Source organism: Gilliamella sp. wkB7, from assembly GCF_001693435.1.
Lineage (GTDB): Bacteria > Pseudomonadota > Gammaproteobacteria > Enterobacterales > Orbaceae > Gilliamella > Gilliamella apicola_N.
This window is the reverse complement of the sequence record NZ_CM004509.1, coordinates 2,652,134-2,674,634: the sequence shown is the minus strand read 5'-3', so window position 1 is coordinate 2,674,634 and position 22,501 is coordinate 2,652,134. Positions and strand designations below refer to the sequence as shown.

19 protein-coding genes are annotated in these 22,501 nt (G+C 34.7%); 11 read left to right on the top strand and 8 right to left on the bottom strand.

The features are described 5' to 3' along the window. Positions 1-17 precede the first annotated feature (17 nt). Both A9G17_RS11785 and A9G17_RS11780 read right to left on the bottom strand, forming a co-directional pair. Entirely contained in the window at positions 18-341 is a 324-nt protein-coding gene (locus A9G17_RS11785; RefSeq protein WP_065738874.1) for an AzlD domain-containing protein, read from the bottom strand. After that, positions 338-1,033, bottom strand: coding sequence for an AzlC family ABC transporter permease (locus A9G17_RS11780; RefSeq protein ID WP_065738873.1), 696 nt, complete (start codon positions 1,031-1,033; stop codon positions 338-340). Before A9G17_RS11780 ends, A9G17_RS11785 begins: the two co-directional genes overlap by 4 nt. Before the next feature lie 247 nt (positions 1,034-1,280). On the opposite strand from A9G17_RS11780, the gene gmk reads away from it, so the two are divergent. Then, positions 1,281-1,904 carry a guanylate kinase gene (gmk, locus tag A9G17_RS11775; protein ID WP_065738872.1) on the top strand — a complete coding sequence of 208 codons (624 nt, stop codon included), beginning with the start codon at positions 1,281-1,283 and terminating at the stop codon, positions 1,902-1,904. A 185-nt stretch (positions 1,905-2,089) separates the two neighbouring features. Here gmk and gloA read toward each other — a convergent pair whose 3' ends face one another. Both gloA and A9G17_RS11765 read right to left on the bottom strand, forming a co-directional pair. Next, entirely contained in the window at positions 2,090-2,497 is a 408-nt protein-coding gene (gloA, locus tag A9G17_RS11770; protein WP_065738871.1) for a lactoylglutathione lyase, read from the bottom strand. A gap of 232 nt (positions 2,498-2,729) precedes the next feature. Then, a complete protein-coding gene (locus A9G17_RS11765) occupies positions 2,730-3,233 on the bottom strand; it encodes an outer membrane lipoprotein (protein ID WP_065738870.1) in 504 nt (167 codons plus the stop codon). Positions 3,234-3,610: 377 nt separating this feature from the next. On the opposite strand from A9G17_RS11765, the gene A9G17_RS11760 reads away from it, so the two are divergent. After that, a complete protein-coding gene (locus A9G17_RS11760; RefSeq protein ID WP_065738869.1) occupies positions 3,611-4,123 on the top strand; it encodes a hypothetical protein in 513 nt (170 codons plus the stop codon). Between the two features lie 93 nt (positions 4,124-4,216). Then, entirely contained in the window at positions 4,217-5,854 is a 1,638-nt protein-coding gene (pgm, locus tag A9G17_RS11755) for a phosphoglucomutase (alpha-D-glucose-1,6-bisphosphate-dependent) (protein WP_065738868.1), read from the top strand. Positions 5,855-6,270: 416 nt separating this feature from the next. On the opposite strand, the gene A9G17_RS11750 is transcribed toward pgm, so the two are convergent. From A9G17_RS11750 to ubiG, 4 genes are all read right to left on the bottom strand, one after another. Beyond that, positions 6,271-6,576, bottom strand: a complete 306-nt coding sequence (locus tag A9G17_RS11750) for a DUF6694 family lipoprotein (RefSeq protein WP_065738867.1) — start codon at positions 6,574-6,576, stop codon at positions 6,271-6,273. A 543-nt stretch (positions 6,577-7,119) separates the two neighbouring features. Beyond that, entirely contained in the window at positions 7,120-8,586 is a 1,467-nt protein-coding gene (gene guaB / locus A9G17_RS11745) for an IMP dehydrogenase (RefSeq protein ID WP_065738866.1), read from the bottom strand. A gap of 141 nt (positions 8,587-8,727) precedes the next feature. Further along, positions 8,728-10,050, bottom strand: a complete 1,323-nt coding sequence (gene gntT, locus A9G17_RS11740; RefSeq protein ID WP_065738865.1) for a gluconate transporter — start codon at positions 10,048-10,050, stop codon at positions 8,728-8,730. A gap of 109 nt (positions 10,051-10,159) precedes the next feature. Continuing rightward, complete coding sequence (gene ubiG / locus A9G17_RS11735) at positions 10,160-10,870, bottom strand: bifunctional 2-polyprenyl-6-hydroxyphenol methylase/3-demethylubiquinol 3-O-methyltransferase UbiG (RefSeq protein WP_065738864.1); 711 nt, start codon at positions 10,868-10,870, stop codon at positions 10,160-10,162. Positions 10,871-11,205: 335 nt separating this feature from the next. On the opposite strand from ubiG, the gene A9G17_RS11730 reads away from it, so the two are divergent. From A9G17_RS11730 to A9G17_RS11695, 8 genes are all read left to right on the top strand, one after another. Further along, positions 11,206-12,567 carry a sodium-dependent transporter gene (locus A9G17_RS11730; protein ID WP_216354770.1) on the top strand — a complete coding sequence of 454 codons (1,362 nt, stop codon included), beginning with the start codon at positions 11,206-11,208 and terminating at the stop codon, positions 12,565-12,567. A 304-nt stretch (positions 12,568-12,871) separates the two neighbouring features. Then, entirely contained in the window at positions 12,872-14,749 is a 1,878-nt protein-coding gene (gene htpG, locus A9G17_RS11725) for a molecular chaperone HtpG (RefSeq protein ID WP_065738863.1), read from the top strand. A gap of 201 nt (positions 14,750-14,950) precedes the next feature. Then, positions 14,951-15,793 carry a BglG family transcription antiterminator LicT gene (gene licT, locus A9G17_RS11720; RefSeq protein WP_065738862.1) on the top strand — a complete coding sequence of 281 codons (843 nt, stop codon included), beginning with the start codon at positions 14,951-14,953 and terminating at the stop codon, positions 15,791-15,793. Between the two features lie 204 nt (positions 15,794-15,997). Further along, complete coding sequence (locus A9G17_RS11715; RefSeq protein WP_065738861.1) at positions 15,998-17,896, top strand: beta-glucoside-specific PTS transporter subunit IIABC; 1,899 nt, start codon at positions 15,998-16,000, stop codon at positions 17,894-17,896. 10 nt (positions 17,897-17,906) lie between these two features. Then, positions 17,907-19,298, top strand: coding sequence for a glycoside hydrolase family 1 protein (locus tag A9G17_RS11710; protein ID WP_065738860.1), 1,392 nt, complete (start codon positions 17,907-17,909; stop codon positions 19,296-19,298). 82 nt (positions 19,299-19,380) lie between these two features. After that, entirely contained in the window at positions 19,381-20,208 is an 828-nt protein-coding gene (locus A9G17_RS11705; protein ID WP_081301758.1) for a histidine phosphatase family protein, read from the top strand. A gap of 158 nt (positions 20,209-20,366) precedes the next feature. After that, entirely contained in the window at positions 20,367-21,707 is a 1,341-nt protein-coding gene (locus A9G17_RS11700; protein WP_065738859.1) for an OprD family outer membrane porin, read from the top strand. Between the two features lie 15 nt (positions 21,708-21,722). Further along, a complete protein-coding gene (locus A9G17_RS11695; protein WP_065738858.1) occupies positions 21,723-22,493 on the top strand; it encodes a histidine phosphatase family protein in 771 nt (256 codons plus the stop codon). Positions 22,494-22,501: the final 8 nt, after the last annotated feature.

The following is a 22,501-nucleotide window of genomic DNA, read 5'->3' as shown; positions in this document are numbered from 1 at the left end:
TTTGTTCCTATTTATCATTAAACCAAGAAATACCGAATCACCGCCATAGAGCACATACCAACAACGACAATCCACATTAAATTTTTAGTCAAAATTGCAATCAATGTAGTTGGTATAGCCGCTAAACAATACTCAATGTTAAAAACAGGGAATTCACCTTGTTTGGCTATAAAGAGATTTTGCACAAAAAGGGCCGTTAAAATACATAAAGGTACATAAGATAAGAATCGGATAACGATTTCAGGCAATTGCACTTTTCGTACCAGTATAAATGGAATTACTCTCGGCAGCCAAGTAACAAGTCCACACCCTAAAATAATTAATAAACTATATGTGGTCATGCCTTACGCTCCATTGCAACGCCCATAAAACAACCTGCGAATGTGCTGATAAGTATAGCCATTTCAGAAGAAATAAATCGTAATAACAGTACCAATAAAACAGTAACCGTTAACATCGCAATAACTCGATTTCTTAAAAGTTTAGTTTTATCGCCAATTAACTGTAAATACAAGAGCCCTATAAACATAGCAACTAAAGCGTAATCTAACCCAAATTTTGTTGGATCGGGTAACCACTCACCAATTAGAGCGCCAATGAAACAGGATAAAATCCAAGTAATATAAGCGGTTAAATTTAGTCCATGCATCCATGCAGCATTAATAGGCTCTTTATTAGCAATTGCATTCATTGCCACAGCAAAACTCTCATCTGTCAATAAGCTACCAATCCCAATATTGTTGAGTAATGAGTATTTTCGAAAAGTCGGTGCGGTTGCCATACTCATTAAAAAGTGACGAGAATTGACTAAAAATACGGTAAAAATAATAGCTGAAATAGGTGTGGCAACTAACATTAATCCAGAAACAATAAATTGTGAAGCTCCAGCATAAATAATTACGGCCAATAAAGTGATTTCTAATACAGATAGATGTGCAGATTTGCCAACAACACCAGCAGCAATACCGATACCAATGTAACCTAATAAAGTTGGGATACAAGCGTAAACACCATCTTTAAATGTTAATGACATGTTCTTTCCTTAATATAATAACTGTACAACTAATAAATAATTATAATTTTTTTGTAAAAAAGTTTCAGGTTAAGCATACGTTTCAGTATATTTTTTAATTAATCTTAACTTAGCATAAACTTATACCAACTAAATAGTCTGCATAATAATATGAGACAAACTATCGTTAAAGTTTGTTATAATATCGCCAAACTCGTCTTTATGACAATAAAATAACTTAATATTAATTAAAGTGGCAATCAAATATATGTATACTGGAACGCTATTTATTATCTCAGCGCCAAGTGGTGCAGGTAAATCAAGTTTAATTCGAGCTTACTTAGAGCAAGAGGATCATCATCCCGCTAAAGTTTCTATTTCTCATACCACGCGTAATCCAAGACCAGGAGAATTACATGGCACACATTACTATTTTGTCGATCACAAACATTTTGAGTCATTAATTGATGAGCAAGCATTTGTAGAATACGCTCATGTGTTTGAAAACTATTATGGAACCTCTAAAGCTGAGATTGAACAGAGCTTGTTACAAGGTATTAATGTATTTTTAGATATTGATTGGCAAGGAGCACAACAAGTAAGGGAAAAAATGCCACAAGCAAAAAGCATTTTCATTTTACCACCATCACTCAAAGAGCTTGAAAATCGCCTAATTAAACGAGGTCAAGATGATGCAACTGTTATTAATAAAAGAATGCAAAAAGCCCAAGCTGAAATTTCACATTATAATGAATATGATTACATTATCATTAATGATGATTTTGAATGTTCTTTAAATGCATTAAATTCTATTATCAACGCAGCCAGTCTAGAGCAACCAAAACAAGCCTTAGCCAATCAACAATTACTCAAGGAATTGCTTGCTGAATAATTAATTATCGATCTGCACTAAATCACTAAATAAAGTTAGATAATTATTTGCATTAATTATTAGAGTGTTGCAGAGGAGTCACAATAGTAATTTTACAAAACTATAAACCTTAGTTATGTAAAAAAGTTGATGTAAAAAATTAATCGATCGCCGATATGAATCGGCGATTTTATGAGTAAATAAAATTAGTTACCTAATGCTTTATCCGCCTGATCATTTTGGATCAGCTCAATTTTATAACCATCTGGATCTTCAATAAAAGCGATGATAGTTTTACCACCTTTAACTGGCCCTGCTTCACGTGTAACTTTACCACCCGCTTGTTTTACATCATTACACATTTTAGCAACATCATCCACACCAATGGCAATATGTCCAAAAGCATCACCATGATTATATTGCTCTACACCCCAATTGTAGGTAAGTTCTATAACTGAACTGGAGGTTTCATCGCCATAACCAACAAATGCAAGAGAATATTTATATTCTGTATTTTCACTGGTTCTTAATAGCTTCATTCCCATTACACGAGTATAAAAATCAATAGCACGTTGTAAATCTCCAACTCGAATCATAGTATGTAATATACGCATTGCTTTATTGTTCCTTTTAATAGTTAACTACACCACCAGATTTTATCTGTTAGCGGTTATACAGGCAAATATTTTATATTTATATTAGAAATTGGATTGAAATGGGAAATTTTTAGAGAAGTAAAAATTGTTAACTTAGAGTGATTATTATGCTAGTTGCATAACTCAAATTTAAACTTCAACTTTCGCTCACTTATTAAGCAAGCGAAAGTTAAGACTAATGGTTGTTAACTTATTGATTATTATAGGAACGACCATAGCGTGGAGATGCGCTTATTTGTTTACCATTACTAACTAAACGAACATGTTGACCTGCATAAAATTCATTAGGAGAGCCTTTTTGCACGATAACAATATTACCACCGCTTTCTCGCTCAATTTCTAACTCGACAGCATTTGTTTGGCTAGTTTTATCTTCAATTGCACTGCCAATTACTGCACCACCAATAGCGCCTGTGGCAATAGCTAACGCTCTACCGGTACCATTACCAATGGTATTACCTAACACACCGCCAATCACAGCTCCACCTAGTGAGCCGACAACGTTTTCATTTTTACCATTTGTAGCGTTGGCTTGAATTTTAACTGGACGTACAGATACGACAGTACCATAACTAACTTGTTGAACTTGTTTTGCTTGATCAGTTGTATAAACATCACCTGAATATATATCACTATTGGTGCAACCAGAGAGAAGTGAAACTAATATAGCTGCTGTGACAATTTTTTTCATAATTTATTCCTCATATTATTGAGCATGAGCTAGCTCATACTTTTTTAAGCATAATATTCTTTTACAAAAACGACAATATGCTTTTCATTATTTTATCAAACGATAATACTATTTATTATCAAGTTGGGTTATACTCAGCTCAATAGTTTATCTACCATACAATTAGTATATGAAACGGTTATTTTTTCATTTAATATTATCAGTTATGATATCCGCCTGTCATAATATAAACTAACAACAACAGACAACTGAAAAAGCAATAGCGAAATCAACAAATGCTACTTGCTTGTCTAATGAAGTAAACAACAATTTACATTAACCCGACAACTTTGCAATGCAAATGAGTCCAGTAAATTAATTTAATAGGCATAACTAACATAATGAAAACTATCGAAATTGACGAAGAATTATACCATTTTATCGCATCACAAACAAAACATATTGGTGAAGATGCATCCAGTATTTTGCGACGTTTATTAAAAATCAATCAACCAGTTAAATCTAAAACTAACATGGTTTCTCAACCTGAAACCCAATATACATTATTTAATGACTTATTAGATAGTGATATGTTTATTAATGAAAAGTCAATCATCAGCCGTTTTATATTACTACTTGGCGCACTTTATAACTATAATCCAGCCCTTTTTTCGATAGCAGCCACTTCTTTACATGGTAGTAAACGTCAATATTTAGCAAAAGATAAAAAATCTTTAGAAACATCAGGTAAAAATACTAAACCACGCGAAGTTATCGGAACACCTTATTGGGTTATTAGTAATACCAATACAGCTAGAAAAATGTATATACTAGAATCAATAATGAGTGATATGGGCATTTCTGAAAGTATGATAAACCAAGTTATCAATATTTTTTCAGCACAAACAAAATAAAACATTCACTAAATGTGTATTAAATAGTCAATAATTGATAACATAGATATAAATTTGGATGTAGATATAAAATTTTCGAAAAAGGAGTATAAAATGGCAAATCACAGCCGAGCAGGATTATTAGCAAAACCAGCCGATTTGATTGACGTTGAAACTTTGAAAAATAATTACTATCAAATTAGTCCTAACCCAGAAAATGCCAGTCAATTAGTGATTTTTGGCACTTCAGGTCATCGAGGTAGTGCAAATAAAGGCACATTCAATGAGGCACATATTTTAGCTGTTGCTCAAGCAATAGCCGAATACCGTAAAGTAAATAATGTCACTGGTCCGTGTTTTATTGGCCAAGATACACATGCCCTGTCTGAATTAGCTTTAAAATCTGTTCTTGAAGTTTTCGTTGCAAACGAGCAAACGGTGGTTATCGCTCGTGATTGGGGATATACGCCTACACCAGTTATTTCACATGCTATTCTGACTTTTAATCAAGATAAACAATCACAACTTGCCGATGGTATTGTCATTACACCTTCACATAATCCTCCTGAAGATGGTGGTATAAAATATAATCCTACTAATGGTGGGCCTGCTGATACAGATATTACGAAACAGATTGAAAATCGCGCTAATGAATTACTCAAAAATCACCTTAATGGTGTAAAGCGTGTTACGTTAGAAAAAGCACTTAACTCATCTTATATTCATACCAAAGAATATGAAACAGACTATGTTAATGATTTGGAGAATATTTTAGATTTAGCATTAATTAAATCTTCAAATTTAAATATAGGTGTCGATCCATTAGGTGGCGCGGGCATCACTTATTGGCCGCGTATTGCTGAAAAATATGGCATTAACCTTAATATTGTGAACAATAAAATTGATTCAACTTTTAGCTTTATGCATTTGGATCATGATGAAGTTATCAGAATGGATTGTTCTAGCCGATGGGCTATGGCGGGTTTATTAGAGTTAAAAGATAAGTTTGATTTAGCATTTGGTAACGATACGGATTCTGACCGTCATGGTATTGTAACACCTAAAGGATTAATGAACCCTAACGCTTATCTTTCAACTTGTGTTAACTATCTTTTCCAAAATCGTCCGCAATGGCACAAAGATATTGCTATTGGTAAAACATTGGTTACCAGTTCAATGATAGATCGCGTAGCAAATAGCCTTAATAAAACATACTTAGAGTATCCAGTGGGTTTTAAATGGTATGCTGATGCGCTTTATAACGGTAAATTAGGATTTGCTGGTGAAGAAAGCGCGGGTGCATCGTTTTTAAGAACTAACGGCAAAGTTTGGACGACAGATAAAGATGGTATTATTCTTTGTTTGCTTGCTGCTGAAATGACAGCTAAGATCGGCAAAAATCCCCAAGAACAATATCAAGAACTTGAAGCCAAATTTGGGGTATCTTATTATGGACGAATTCAAGCACCAGCAACGTTTAGTGAAAAACAAAAACTATCTAAACTTAATGCAAGCCAGTTAACTACTGACAAACTCGGGGGAGAAAAAATAACCCAGTGCTTAACCACCGCCCCTGCTAACAATGCACCAATCGGTGGACTAAAAGTTATCACAGAAAATGGTTGGTTTGCCGCTCGTCCATCAGGTACAGAAGATGCATATAAAATCTATGCTGAAAGCTTTATCAGTAATGATCATTTAGCGACTTTACAGAAAGAAGCACAAGAAATCGTAGCCAAAGCAATAAAATAACCATATCAATGACGGTATTTAAGCCCCAAAAAAAGAAAAAATAGTAGTCGTTATGGCTGCTATTTTTTTGTTTTAAAAACATTTCTAATTATTTTTTTCAGTAAAATTATTAGAAATTCTGGTAATGAAAGTGACCATTAAAAAGATGATTCTGAGCTCATTGAATTATTATTTTTTGAATTGAAACAATAAAGTGTTTATTGATATGAAAGAACCTGACAAAGAATTTGGATAATTTTAGAAAGATTGCAACTTATATTGGGTGTTATAAACTATCTTATTACTAATTAAAATTTAATAGTAACTAATGAATTATTCATTTTAACGATTTTTAAATTATTATTCTTAAAAAATAAATCAATATAGTTCAAACAGTTGGTTAACCTATATTATAATATTAAAAATTTCCAAAATATTTAGCCTGCTTCTCCTGGTAATTTTTCATTTGCACCAATTTCAATAACTTCTGAAACCGTTTTACCATTAATTTTGTTCTTGATAATCTCTTGTTTCTTTTTCTCGTCGCCTGCAGCTTCAATAGCTGAATTGATCATAATTCTACCAATTGAAATATTAAATGATTGTAACTGATCATCTTGAAGCTCATTTACCATTTCAGAAATCGATTTCTGCAGATTTTCTGAGGATGAAGCATCAATGGTTTTATCACTACAACCTATTAATAAACCTGTTGAAATTACTACAATTAATAACTTTTTCATTTCCTATCCCCATTTATTATTATAAAATATTGATTATTAGTTAATCTTATAGATAATTTGATTACAGATCAAATTATTTACGCAAAAAAATAACTCCAAAAAACATTAAGTTAATTAAATTTCAAAATAAAATTTGTAAATTTATTTAATGACAATATCTATCAAATATTTTAAATAGTTAGTCAGTGTTATCCATTAAAACGATGATGTTGAAATAACCTAAGTTACAATGGTAACCAATCCAAAATACACAAAACCAATTGCAACGAAAGAATTTTTACTGAATGACAATGTTATGAATCAAAAGGAATTTTGTAAAAAATATTCAGGAGTCTATACCGTTTCATTTTTTTAATCTCCAATTCATGATTTAAGTATGAATCATAGTTAAAATAAAGAAAGATAAAAGGTATGGTGTTGGGATACCATTGATTAAAGGGACTTAAGAAGTCCCTTTAGTTTCGATAAATTTTAATGATGATAAGCGATATCTATTTTAAAATGCCTAAAATCAAACTACCCTAGAAAAGAGATATACTAAAATTATACCCCAGCTCGATAGTTAGGTGGCTCTTTAGTAATTAAAACATCATGTACATGGCTTTCTTTCATACCCGCGCCAGTGATACGATAAAATTTCGATTTAGTGCGTAATTCATCAATAGTTGCACAACCGGTTAATCCCATACAAGAACGTAATCCTCCCATTTGTTGGTGGATGATTTCTTTTAAGAAACCTTTATAAGCAATACGCCCTTCGATGCCTTCTGGCACGAGTTTATCAGCAGCGTTATCAGTTTGGAAATAGCGATCGGACGATCCTTTCGCCATAGCACCAAGCGATCCCATACCACGATAAGATTTATAAGCTCGACCTTGGAATAATTCAATTTCACCAGGAGCTTCTTCAGTGCCAGCAAACATAGAACCGACCATAACACAGGCTGCACCCGCAGCTATGGCTTTGGCAATATCTCCAGAAAAACGAATGCCACCATCGGCAATAACTGGAATATTGTGCTTTTGTGCCATCTCAACTGCATCCATAATTGCACTAATTTGCGGTACACCCACGCCAGTAACAATGCGAGTAGTACAAATTGAACCTGGACCTATCCCAACTTTAACGGCATTAACGCCTGCATCAATGAGTGCTTTAGCACCTTCTGCTGTAGCGACATTACCTCCGATAATTTGTAGATCAGGATAGGCTTTTCGCGCTTGGCGAATACGCTCTAACACACCCTCAGAGTGGCCATGCGACGAATCAATTAATAACACATCGACACCCGCTTCAACTAATGCGGCAATGCGTTCTTCATTACCTGCGCCCGCACCCACTGCGGCTCCCACACGCAAGCGCCCTTTTTCATCTTTACATGCATTAGGTTTTTGTTCAGCTTTATTATAATCTTTGACGGTGATCATACCTTTAAGATGAAATTTCGAATCAACAACTAACACTTTTTCGACGCGATGTTCGTGCATTTTTTTTAAAACAATTTCACGTTGTTCACCTTCTTTTACCGTAACCAAACGTTCTTTCGGCGTCATTACCGCAGTAACGGGCAGTGATAAGTCAGTTGCAAATCGAACATCTCGTGCAGTAATAATTCCCACTAATTCTTGTGACTCAGTCACAACAGGAAAACCAGCAAATCCATATTCTTTCGCTAAATCGGTCACTTGTTTGATAGTGGCTGTTGGTAAAACAGTTACTGGATCTTGTACAATCCCGCTTTCATGTTTTTTCACTCGTCTTACATGATTAGCTTGGTTTTCAATTGACATATTTTTATGGATAAAACCAATTCCACCTTCTTGGGCAAGTGCAATGGCTAAATCAGATTCAGTAACGGTATCCATTGCTGCTGAAAGCATTGGAATATTTAGTTTAATGGTTTGGGTAAGCTGCGTACTGATATCAGCGGTGTTCGGTAATACAGTGGAATGAGCTGGAACTAATAACACGTCATCAAACGTGAGGGCTTCTTTTACTATACGAGACATGACAATATTCACCATTGAGTTGAGTTGTTGATAAAATATTGCCGATGCATTCTACTCACTTTTGCGCAAAAAGACCAGCGGTATTTAAGAAAAATTCCTTAGTAGAATTATCCACTAAGGAAAAAATAAAAATGCGGTAAATTAGATAAATATATTGATCGCTAAACAACCTACCAATCCGCACACCGAAATGACAGTTTCTAACAATGACCACGATTTCATGGTTTCGGTGATGCTAAGGTTAAAATATTCTTTAAACAACCAAAATCCAGGATCATTAACATGAGAAAACACCACGCTACCTGCTCCAGTCGCAATCACCATCAATTCTGGACTCACGCCTGTGGAAGCGATTAATGGGAATACAATGCCACCTGCAGTTAATGCCGCAACCGTTGCTGAACCAAGAGCTAATCGCAATAATGCAGCAATTAACCAAGCCATAATAAGTGGTGATATATTAGATGCATGCATCATCTCTTCAATATAAACTTTAACGCCACTATCAACTAAAACTTGTTTAAAGGCGCCACCACCGCCAATAATCAATAACATCATGGCGATGATTTTAATTGAATTCGCTAAAGTCGTATTGATTTGAGCCATTGAACGCCCACGGAAAATGCCAAAGGTAAACACCGCTACAATCACTGAAATCAATGTAGCGATAATTGGATCACCAAAAAATTCTACATAAGGCAGAATTAAATGCCCTTTTGGTAAAGTCATTTCACATACTGCTCGAATTGACATGAGTACAACTGGTATTAAAGCAGTAAATACACTGACAACAAAACTTGGCATCTGTTCATCAGTAAATTGTTTTGAATTATACAATCCGTCTTCAATCGGATGATTAATGGCTCGTATAAAAGGCATCTTGGCAAGTACAGGACCGGCTAAAATTACAGTTGGAATACCTATGATGGTACCGTAAAGTAAAGTGCGTCCCATATCAGCTTTAAATATTTCGGCGATAGCGGTTGGTCCAGGGTGAGGAGGTAAAAAACCATGAGTAACAGATAAAGCAGCCGCCATAGGAATACCAATATATAATGGGGATATACGAAGCGTTGCTGCAATGGTTAATATGAGCGGTAGCAATAAAACAAAACCTACTTCATAAAATAAGGCAAATCCAACAATAAAACCCGTAAGGGTAACAGCCCACTGTATTTTTTTATCGCCGAACGTATTAATTAACGTTGTTGCAATGCGCTGTGCGCCACCACAATCCGCTAATAGTTTGCCCAGCATGGCACCGAAACCCATAATTAATGCTAAGCTACCTAGCGTTCCTCCCACTCCATTTTTTATGGATTGAACCACTGCCATTACCGGCATACCTTCCATGATACCAACACTTAATGCGACAAGAATCAAGGCAATAAAACCATTGACGCGCAGCGGCAACATTAAGACAAGTAATAAAGCTACGCCTATAGCTATAATGATTAACGGCATGAATATTTCCTCTAGAATAATCTAATATGTTATCGGTAACATTCAGGATTATAGAGGAAAATAAAAAAAATAATGGAAAAAATGTCTAAAATGAGAATTAGATCACATTTTACAAATTTGAGGTTTTTTGGGCTGTTAAAATATAATTAACATCAATGTTTGGTCCCAACTTAAATTCATTTTTGAGTATGTGATATTCCATGCCTATAATATCTTCGACATCTAATTTCGCTTGTTCTACCCAATTCATTAATTCTGATGGACGAATAAATCGATTAAAATCATGAGTCCCTTTTGGTACCATTCGAGCAATGTATTCTGCACCATAAATCAACAATAATTTGGCTTTATGATTACGATTTATAGTAGATAAAAAGAGTTTGCCATTCGGTTTAAGTAGCGTTGCACAAGCTTGGATAATCGAAAATGGATCCGGTACGTGTTCTAGAAGTTCCATACAGGTAATGATATCATAATAAGTAGGATGCTCTTTAGCATGATCTTCAACGGTTTGCTTTTGGTAATTAATAACTAAGTTATTTTCTTTTGCATGAAGCTGGGCAACTGCCAGTGATTCATCTGCAAGATCAATCGCTGTAACATCAGCGCCAAATTTAGCAAGGCTTTCGGATAGAATGCCTCCCCCACAGCCGACATCTAATACTTGTTTGTTTTCCAAACAACCTACCTGTTGTTTAATATAATCCACACGTAGAGGGTTGATAATATGGAGGGGTCTGCATTTGCCATTTGGATCCCACCATTGAGCTGCTAACTGAGAAAATTTACTTATTTCATTGAAATCAATATTTTGTGTCATGGGATCTCGTTTATCCAAAAATTTAATTAATCAGACTGTATTTTATGTCATGGTCGGTATGAATAAAAGAATAAAATTAAATGCAATATCAATAAAATACGAGTGAGTAATTAGTATATTTAAAATAAAACTTTCAAATTGTCAACACGATAAGTTTTATCATAATAAATAATTCTAATTTTAAAATAGACAGTTATATTAAAATTTACAATGAATTCTTGTTTCCCCTTGTATTTCATGGCATGATTTGCAACTTTACGCTTCTAATAAAGTAATGGTTAGACATTAATTAAAGCTACAATTAAATAATTATTTTGAGGGCAAGGTAAATATTCATGAGTACAGGTACTATGAAAAAAAATCACTCTCAGTGGAGCTCACGCATGGGATTCATGCTTGCTGCTGCTGGTTCTGCTGTTGGGTTAGGAAACATTTGGAAGTTTCCATATATGGCGGGTGAAATGGGCGGTTCAGCATTTGTGTTGACCTATTTATTGTTCATGTTTTTAATTGGTTTACCTATTTTGGTCTTAGAATGGTTAATTGGTCGTCGTGGGCAAAAAAATCCAATTCATACTATGGAAGATGTTGCTGTTTCTGAAGGCCGTTCTAGATCATGGAAATGGGTAGGTATTATAGGTGTACTCGGTTCATTTTTAATTCTTTCATTTTATAGTGTGATTGGTGGCTGGGCGACTGATTATATCTTTTTAGCAATTAAAGGAACATTTAATGGTGTTGATGGTGCGGGCACCGGTCAAATTTTTAATGATTTTCTTGGCAACGTTAACAGTTTATTAATATGGCATACCGTTTTTATGGCGGCTAATACTCTTATCGTTGCTTTGGGCGTTGGTGCTGGTTTAGAGCGATCATGTAAAATCATGATGCCAGGCTTAGGCATATTGCTACTGGTACTAGTTGGCTATGCCGCTTATGTGAGTGGTCCATCTTTCGGTCAAGCATTTAAATTTTTATTTACCCCAAATTTGTCAGCGCTAAATGGCACCGCAATTTTAGCAGCTTTAGGGCATGCTTTTTTTAGCTTATCATTAGGTATGGGCATAATGATGGCGTACGGTTCTTACCTTGGTAAAGATGTAAATTTACTATCAACCGCACGTACTGTGGTGATTTTAGATGTAATAGTAGCAATGTTATCTGGTATGGCGATATTCCCACTCGTATTTGCAAATGGTTTAGAAGCAGGTTCTGGTCCTGGGCTTATTTTTGTTACACTTCCAATTGCCTTTGGTAATATGGCTGGAGGAACTATTTTAGGTTGTTTATTTTTTATTTTCTTAACTTTTGCTGCGTTAACTTCCTCAATATCTTTGCTTGAACCAACAGTTGAATTATTAGAAGAAAAAACCCATATGGGGCGTAAAACAGCAACAGTGGTAAGCAGTGTTTTCATTTGGGCGTTAGGTATCGCTTGTATTTTGTCATTTAATGAATGGTCAGACGTAAAATTATTTGATAAAAACATTTTTGATTTACTGGATTATTTAACGAGCAAAATCATGTTACCTGTTACCGGGTTAGGCACGGTAGTGTTTGGAGCATGGATGATGAATCAAAAACGTATCCGTGAGGAGTTAAACTTAAATGAATTTTGGTTCAGTATTTGGACCGTTGTATCTCGATTTATTGTTCCTGTTGCGGTTATCTTCATTTTGATTTATGGATTTATCTAAATAATATCAAAATTACATTATATATTATAAGCCTTGATATCCATCAAGGCTTTTTTATACCTCTTATTTAACAAAAAACAGACAAACAATTAATAAATTTTACTAACTTGTATTGAAATCCTAATTTTTATTCCCATATAGCAATACAACAATAATTCAAACCATTATATTAATATTATTCAGTAAATATTAACGACTAAAGCTACATAATAAATCGATTAAAATCATATAAGTTTGTCGATAATAACGTCATGTAGCAGATAGCGTGAATTGAAATAACTAAATATAGTAGAGGAACTAGTCAATGAGTAAGCAAGGCACTGAAACTCGTGGATTTCAATCAGAAGTTAAACAAATTCTACATTTAATGATCCATTCTTTATATTCCAATAAAGAGATCTTTTTAAGAGAGCTAATTTCCAATGCATCTGATGCAGCCGATAAACTTCGCTTCAAAGCATTAGAAAACCCAGATTTATATGCAGGTGATGCTGAACTTGGTGTGCGCATTTGGGTAAATAAAGAAGCAGGTACCCTATCGATTTCTGATAATGGTATTGGTATGACACGTGATGAAGTCATCGAAAATTTAGGAACCATTGCAAAATCAGGCACCAAAGCATTTTTAGAATCAATTGGAAGCGATCAAGCTAAAGATAGCCAATTAATCGGTCAATTCGGGGTAGGTTTTTACTCTGCCTTTATTGTTGCTGACAAAGTTACAGTGAGAACCCGTGCAGCAACCGCTAAAGCGGACGAAGCCGTTATGTGGGAATCAGCTGGTGAAGGTGAATATACCATTTCAGATGATAATAAAGAAACTCGCGGTACCGAAATCACTTTACATTTAAAAGAAGATGAGAAAGAGTTTTTAGATGATTGGCGTCTACGTTCCATTATCAGCAAATATTCTGATCATATTTCATTACCTGTTGAAGTGCAAACTACTGACGAAGAAAGTAAAGAAGTCAAATGGGAAAAAATTAATAAAGCTCAAGCACTTTGGACTCGTAGCAAATCCGATATCACTGATGAAGAGTATAAAGAATTTTATAAACACCTGTCACATGATTATGCTGATCCATTAAGTTGGAGCCATAACCGAGTTGAAGGTAAACAAGAGTACACCAGTTTACTGTATATTCCAGCTAAAGCACCATGGGATATGTGGAATCGCGATAATAAACACGGATTGAAATTATATGTTCAACGTGTATTTATTATGGATGATGCTGAACAATTCATGCCAAACTATTTACGTTTTGTGAAAGGTTTAATTGATTCAAATGATCTTCCATTAAATGTATCGCGTGAAATTCTACAAGATAACAAAATCACCCAAAGTTTACGTAATGCGTGTACTAAACGCGTACTACAAATGCTTGAAAAATTAGCCAAAGATGACAAAGAACAATATCAACAATTCTGGGGTGAATTTGGTTTAGTATTAAAAGAAGGTACAGGTGAAGACTTTGCTAATCGGGAAGCGATAGCCAAATTATTACGTTTTGCTTCAACCCACACTGATAGTGATGCACAAACAGTATCGTTAGAAGATTACATCAGCCGTATGCAAGACGGGCAAGAAAAAATTTACTACATCACAGCGGACAGCTATGGTGCTGCAAATTACAGCCCTCACTTAGAGCTATTCCGTAAAAAAGGTATTGAGGTATTATTATTATCCGATCGTATTGATGAATGGATGATGAGCAACCTAACTGAATTTGATGGTAAACAATTCCAATCAGTCAGTAAATCAGACGAATCTATTGAAAAACTGGCTGATCAAGATAGTGAAGAACAAAAACAAGTTGAAAAAGAACTCGAACCATTTATTGAGAGAGTAAAAACAGTATTAGGTGATAAAGTTAAAGAAGTTAAAATAACTCATCGTTTAACTAACACACCTGCTGTTGTCACAACCGCTGCTGACGAAATGAGCACACAGATGGCCAAATTGTTTGCTGCTGCTGGACAAAAAGCACCTGATATAAAATATACGTTTGAAATTAATCCAGACCATAAACTGGTGAAACGTATAGCAGATACTCAAGAAGAAAGTGAGTTCACAGATTGGGTAGAGTTATTACTTGATCAAGCATTACTTGCTGAAAAGGGTTCATTAAGTGATCCAAGTAAATTTATTCAAACTATGAATAAGTTATTAGCACAAGAATAAATAAAACATAAAATTCAGCCCCGATAAGATTGACTTAATCGGGGCTTTTTTATAGGTACTTTGGTTCCTTGATAGAAAAATAATTTAATGGCAACTAAATTATGACAAAAGTTTGATATTAATCACACTTTTTTAATTTTTTTCTTTTCATTTTTATTTAGCTATTCATAATAAAAAAAATTAAAAATTATCCTTAATTTAATGAAAGTTCATAAAATATTAAATAATAATGTAATTGTTACACTGGATGATAAAGGAAAAGAGTTAATCCTTACTGGCCGAGGTATTGGTTTTAAAAAACGCGAAGGTGATTTAATCGATATCAATCTGATCGAAAAACAATTTTCGTTAGATAACAAAGATATATTGCCTAAATTTAATGAGTTACTTTCTGAAATTCCTTTAGAGGTATTAACCACTTCTCAAATTATAATCAATCATGCCAAAGAATTTATGGATAGTAAACTGCAAGACAGTATTTATATTTCACTCACTGACCACATCCATTTTGCTATTGAACGCCACAAGCAAGGATTTGATATTCCTAATAGTTTTTTATGGGAAATCAAAAAATTCTATCCAAAAGAGTTCCAAATTGGTCTTTATGCATTATCAGTCATTAAAAAACGCCTTGAAATAGAACTACCAGAAGATGAAGCAGGCTTTATTACCTTTCATATTATCAATGCACAACTAAATGGCACCATGCCCAATATTGTCAATATGACCAAAATCATGCGCGAAATACTTAATATTGTTAAATATCATTTCAACATTGAATATGACGAAGATTGCCTTTCTTACCAACGATTTGTAACACATTTAAAATTTTTTGCACAACGAATATTAAGCAAAGGAACACATACGCAACAAGACTCTTCACTGTACGAAATTGTTCGCAAAAAATATGATCAAGCTTACTTATGCACTAAACAAATTGATTTACATCTAATTCAACAATATCAACACGCACTTACGGATGATGAAAGTTTATATTTAACTATTCATATAGAACGGTTGAGAACTGAACTTAAAAAACCATAAATGTGAGATATATCACAATTTATTAATCACAGTCTGAGAAGTCATACCATGCCATAAAAAATTATGCTAACCTAATTATCACATTTACTGGATTGTCATTGCATAGTAAATTATTACTATGTAAGCAAAACCTAGATCTCTTGATAATAAGAGATCTAGGTTTTTTTTTGCGCTATTTAAGCGTTAAACAAATAAGGATAAGGAATGAAAAACAAAGAACTTGCCGAATCAATCATTAATAAAGTTGGTGGAAAAGACAATATCACAAGCCTAGTTCATTGTGCTACTCGTTTACGTTTTGTATTAAAAGATGACAGTAAAGCTGATGCAGAATCTCTCAAAAAACAAAAAGGTGTGATTACTGTAGTAAAAAGCGGTGGACAATTTCAAGTAGTAATTGGCAATCATGTTGCCGATGTATTCAGTGACATAATGCAATTAACCAATCTTAATGAAAATAATACAACCAATGCTGCCCCTGATAAAAAAATGGGAGTTTTTTCAAAACTAATTGATTTAGTTTCCGGTATATTTATTCCTGCGTTAGTTGTAATCGTCGCCGGAGGTATTTTTAAGGGGATAATCGCTTTATTGCAAGTTGAAAACATTGTCTATGAGGGTTCTCCAACTTATAACTTCTTGTTCGCAATTGCGGATGCGCCATTTTACTATTTACCGGTCATTTTAGGTTTTTCAGCTGTTAAAAAGTTTGGCGGAAATCCTTACGTTGGTATGGCATTAGGTGGAGCATTAGTTCATCCCAATATTGTTGGCATGCTAGGTGGTGCATTTGAAATACAAACTTCATTATTTATGATACCTATTAAATTGATTCCTTATGCATCGTCAGTGTTCCCTATCATTATCGCTAGCTGGTTCTATTCGTTATTAGAACGTAATTTTAACAAGATTATGCATGATTCATTTAAAAAATTCATTGCACCATTGCTGGGCATCATCATTACCGTACCATTAACGTTTGCCGTTATTGGTCCAGTTGTATCATTTTTAAGTGATATTGTGGCTGCTGGTATCATCTACGTTTATCAACTTAACTCAGTAGTTGCATCGATGATTTTAGCCGGACTTTGGCAAGTAATGGTTATTTTTGGAATTCATTGGGGTATGGTGCCATTTGCAATGAACAATTTTACCCTTTACAACGAAGATTTTATGATGCCTATCTTGTTCCCTGCAGTATTTGCACAAGTCGGTGCAGTATTAGCTGTCATGTTACGCAGTAAAGACCCACAAATGAAAGCGTTAGCCAGTTCGTCGGTATTATCAGGCATTTTTGGTGTAACAGAACCGGCTATCTATGGAATTAATCTACCATTAAAACGCCCATTTGTGATTGGCTGTATCTCAGCAATGATTGGCGGTGGTATTGTTGGTTATTTCCATTCGGTTATCTATTCGTTCAGCTTTATTAGTATTTTCTCATTTTTACAATTAATTCCTCCAACAGGAATTGATGAAAGATTCTATGCGGTGGTATTTGGTTCTCTCATTTCATTCGGTGTTTCTACAACTGTAACTTACCTGTTTGGTATACCAAAAGATAAAAAAGCAGCCGATGAAAATCAACCTCAAAACAGTGAAGATAAAAAACAAACCGATGAAATTAAACAAGTCGACACAATCACTATTTCAAGCCCAATGACAGGTAAAGTGATTCCATTAAATCAAGTTAATGATCCTACTTTTGCTGGTGAACTAATGGGTAAAGGTTCGGCAATCATTCCAACAATTGGTCAAGTATTAGCTCCAGAAGACGGAGAAGTGGTATCCCTATTTAGAACCAAACATGCTATTGGATTTGTAACTGATACAGGCGCTGAAATACTCATCCATATTGGTATCGACACCGTTAAATTAGATGGACAACATTTTGAAGCACATATCGAATCAGGTAGTAAAGTTAAAAAAGGGGATCTATTAGTCAGCTTTGATATTGATGCCATTAAACAGGCAGGATTTGAAGTCACAACTCCAATAATTATTACTAATACTGATGACTATAAGGATGTAAAAACTATTTTTATGCAAAATGATATTCAAGCTGGCAATGAATTACTAGCATTAAACAAATCTGAAGATTAAGGAGTAATACATGTCTAAACTATTTCCTAGTGATTTTTTATGGGGCGGCGCAATTGCTGCCAACCAAGTTGAAGGCGCTTACCGAGAAGGTGGTAAAGGCTTATCCACATCGGACTGTACGCCAAATGGCTTATTTGGCGACATTGTAGACCGTAATAAAAACGATATTACTAGTATTAAAGATCGCGCGATCGATTTTTATCATCGCTACCCAGAAGACATCTCTTTATTTGCTGAAATGGGTTTTACCTGTCTACGTACATCCATTGCATGGACGCGTATTTTCCCTAATGGTGATGAACTAGAGCCAAATGAAGCAGGTCTTGCTTTTTATGACAAATTATTTGATGAAATGCTCAAACATAACATCACGCCATTAGTTACATTATCTCATTATGAAATGCCCTATTATTTAGTCACTCAATATGGTGGTTGGGGTAATCGAAAGGTAATTGAATTCTTCACCCGTTATGCTAAAACAGTCTTTGAACGCTATAAAGATAAAGTAAAACATTGGTTAACATTCAATGAAATTAATATGTCTCTACATGAGCCTTTTACAGGTGTTGGTCTTGATAGAAACAGTACCAAAGCACAAATTTATCAAGCGATTCATCATCAACTTGTTGCGAGTAGCCAAGCTGTAAAATTGTGTCATCAAATTATTCCTGATGCCAAAATTGGCAATATGCTACTAGGTGCACTGGCTTATCCACTCACCCCAAAACCTGAAGATGTTTGGGCAACCTTACAAGAAAATCATGGCTGGTTATTCTTTGGTGATGTGCAAGCTCGTGGTTATTATCCTACTTATATGACTCGTTATTTTAAAGAGAACAATATTGAGTTAGAAATTACGGATCAAGATCGTGAAGATCTAAAAGAAACCATCGATTTTATCTCATTCAGTTACTATATGAGCTGCTGTGGTACCGCAGATGATTCTTTACGCCAAAAAGGTAATATTTTAGATATGGTGCCAAATCCATATCTAAAAGCATCAGAATGGGGTTGGCAAATCGATCCTATCGGCATCCGTTATCTACTTAATATGCTCTATGAGCGTTTCCAAAAACCGTTATTTATTGTTGAAAATGGTCTAGGAGCTAAAGACAAATTAGAAGCTGATGGCACCATCAATGATGATTATCGTATTAATTATATGAACGATCACCTAGTACAAGTGCGCGAGGCAATCAATGACGGTGTTGAAGTGATGGGCTATACCAGTTGGGGGCCAATTGACTTAATCAGTGCTTCAAAAGCGGAAGTAACTAAACGTTATGGATTTATCTATGTCGATTTAAATCAAGATGGAACTGGCACTTTAAAGCGTTATAAAAAGAAAAGTTTTTATTGGTATAAATCAGTAATTTCATCCAAAGGGGCGAACTTGAAATAATAATGATGCAGGTAAGTGATTAATCATCCTTACCTGCTAATTGATTTAGCATATCAATAATTTATGCTATACGAGGCTAACGATGAAAAATAAAACAATAAAAATAACATTAACCACTGGATTATTAGTTCTAACCACTCTTACAACTGGATGCAGCACCCCATCAAGTAAAGTGTCAATTAATAACGTAAATAACAACAATGAAGAGATTACCATCTATTTTGCTCGTCATGGTAAAACTTTATTTAATACCTACGATTTAGTACAAGGTTGGGCGGATTCGCCATTAACCGATAAAGGGATTGAAGTTGCGCGTTATTTAGGAGAAGGATTTAAAGATAAGCAAATCCAATTTGATGCCTACTACACCAGCGATGCAGGGCGTCAACGTGAAACCATGCAAGTACTATTACAACAAAAAGGTGTCCAAAATTACCAAATTCAAGAACTCAAAGGATTACGTGAAGTCTTTTATGGTGGGTTTGAAGGCGGCACCAACGCAAAAATGGTCTCTGCTTCAATGAAGTCACTTGGCTATAAATCTGTTAATAACTTCTATAAAAGCTATGTAGAAGGTCAAATTCCAGTGGCAGCACTTACAGATGCTATTGCAAAAAGTGATCCTAAACATGAAGCGGAAAACTTTGAACAAGTTAAAGAGCGTACTCAAAATGCACTCAATACCATTATAAAAACAGCACAAGAAAAGCATCAAAAAAATATTTTGGCGATTTCATCTGGCATGTCAATGCAAGCCATGATTTCCGATCTCACCGATGATCCAATTAAAAACAAACCATTATCCAATGCAACGGTTGTTAAAATCGTTTACCAAAATGGTAAATACAGTGTCGTTGAAATTGGCAATATGGAGTATGTGGATTTAGGAAAATTATCCTTGAATAAATAATAAGGCTGAAGGAAATAATCAATCACTAAAAAAATAATTAAAGCGGAAAGATAGGACGATACTGCTTTTGCAGACAAAGCCTAAATGTTTAGTAAAAGTAAAAAACCCATAAATACCAAACATTTTTTAAATTAGGATACACAGTTAGGAAAACGACAATGAAAATAAAATATCTAACATTGGCGCTATTGAGCATAAACAGTTATGCCGTATTTGCTAGTGAATCATCCCATCATTATGAACCCAAATCCCTATCTGATGAAACATTTTTTAAAGATAGTAAATTTGAATTTTCAACACGTAACCATTGGAAATATTTAAAAGAAAATGCATCCCAACCTAAAGAAGTCCATAGTGCATGGGGACAAGCATTTACGTTCAATTATAAATCTGGTTATTTGTTCAATACACTTGGTTTTGACTTCACTTATGACAACGTAATAAAACTTGGTGCAAGTGATTACTTTGCTACTCGTAATTTACTCTATAACGTTGGTAAAAAACCGAATAAACACAATGCCCATGGTTTTAATAAATTTACTCAACGCTATGCTAAAATCAAGCTAGGCAATGACCAAGCGAATTTTAATGGTAAAGCCGGTTGGCATAGTTTAAAAGATATGGGGGTCATTAGTTCATCACAACATTTAACTCGTTATAGTTATTTAGGTTACAGTGGTGTACTTAAATATTCTAATTTAGCATTATCATTAGCCTATATTGACAGCGCCTTTCCACGTGAATCATCCCAAAAAGTGCATTTTTATAGTTTAGACAGAAAGTACGTAATTGATAGCATCAAAACAGCTGGTATTGCCTATAAAGACAAATCCATCACTCTTGATTACTCATATGGCGAAGCAAAAGATTATATTAAACGTCATGCGATTGAATTTTCTTATAAACCAATGGATAAACTTATCTTAGGTTCACAAATTTATGGCAGTACTGCTCTTAAAAATCATGACAAAATGAAAGCAAATGTTCGCGATTTTGATGATTCGGCTTGGCATTATGGCGCGGATATTGAGTGGAAAGAACCGAAATGGAGTGCCAAGTTTGGTATTGCTTATACCGATGCTAATCGTAAAGGCGCTATCGGTTATTATGGACGTCACCTAGGTAAAAACAATCGTGGACGTTATAACGGTATGGCGGCTACGGGTGCTGACTATATGCGTGATGGAGAAGTAGTATTATCAAGCATATTAGGTTATGATTTCTTTAAAGATAACACTACAGGTTTATATCTAAACTATGGTGAATTTAACTATAAACATGAAACCTTAAAAAATGGAGAAATCAACGTGTTCAATCATTGGAAACCTTCCAGTGGAACATTTAAAAATCTATCGATTCTGGCAAAATTTGGTTATGGTTGGTCTTATAAAACTTTAAGCAGTAAAGACATTACACCAAAATTAAGAGATGGTCGTGCTCAGCGTTCACCGACATTATCTGCAGAAACCGTTATTGATTATCGATTTAATTTGTTATAACAAAAGGACGAAACTATGAAAATCAAAAAATTTATTAAGCTTGTCAGCTTATCTGTAATTCTTTCCGCTTCAATTGCTCAAACGTTTGCTGCGGATGTGAATTTATATGTAACTCGCCATGGTAAAACCATGTTCAATAACGTTCACCGCGCACAAGGTTGGTCTGATACTCCATTAACCAAACCAGGAATCGAAGTTGCCGAGCAACTAGGACGTGGTCTAAAAGATGTGAACTTTATCGCCGCTTACTCAAGCGATTTAGGTCGTGCACGCCAAACAGCCCGCATCGTTTTAGATTCAAAAGGTCAATCACTACCCGTTAATGAAATGGAAGCACTTCGCGAAACATGCTTTGGTGTATACGAAGGTGACCTTGATCCTAACATGTGGGGCCCAGCGGGTAAACATTTAGGTTATCCAAGCCATAAAGAATTAATGGAAGATTTTGGAAAAGGTAAAATCAGATTAAACAAGATTATGGATGCAATTGCTGCTGTTGAAAAATCAGGTGAAGCAGAAGACTACAAAACAGTAAAAACCCGTATGCAAACTGCGTTAAAAGTAATTGCTGAATCAGCCAAAGCTAATGGTGGTGGTGATGTACTAGTGGTATCACACGGTATGGCGATCACAGCCATGGTTGAAGAATGGCTTGATACACCAGTCAAAGGTGGATTAGGTAACGCAAGTGTTACTAAAATTCGATATACTGATGACGGTAAATTTATTGTCGAAAGTTTAGGTGATATGAGCTATGTCGAAAAAGGTAAAGCACTTGGCAAATAATTGTAACA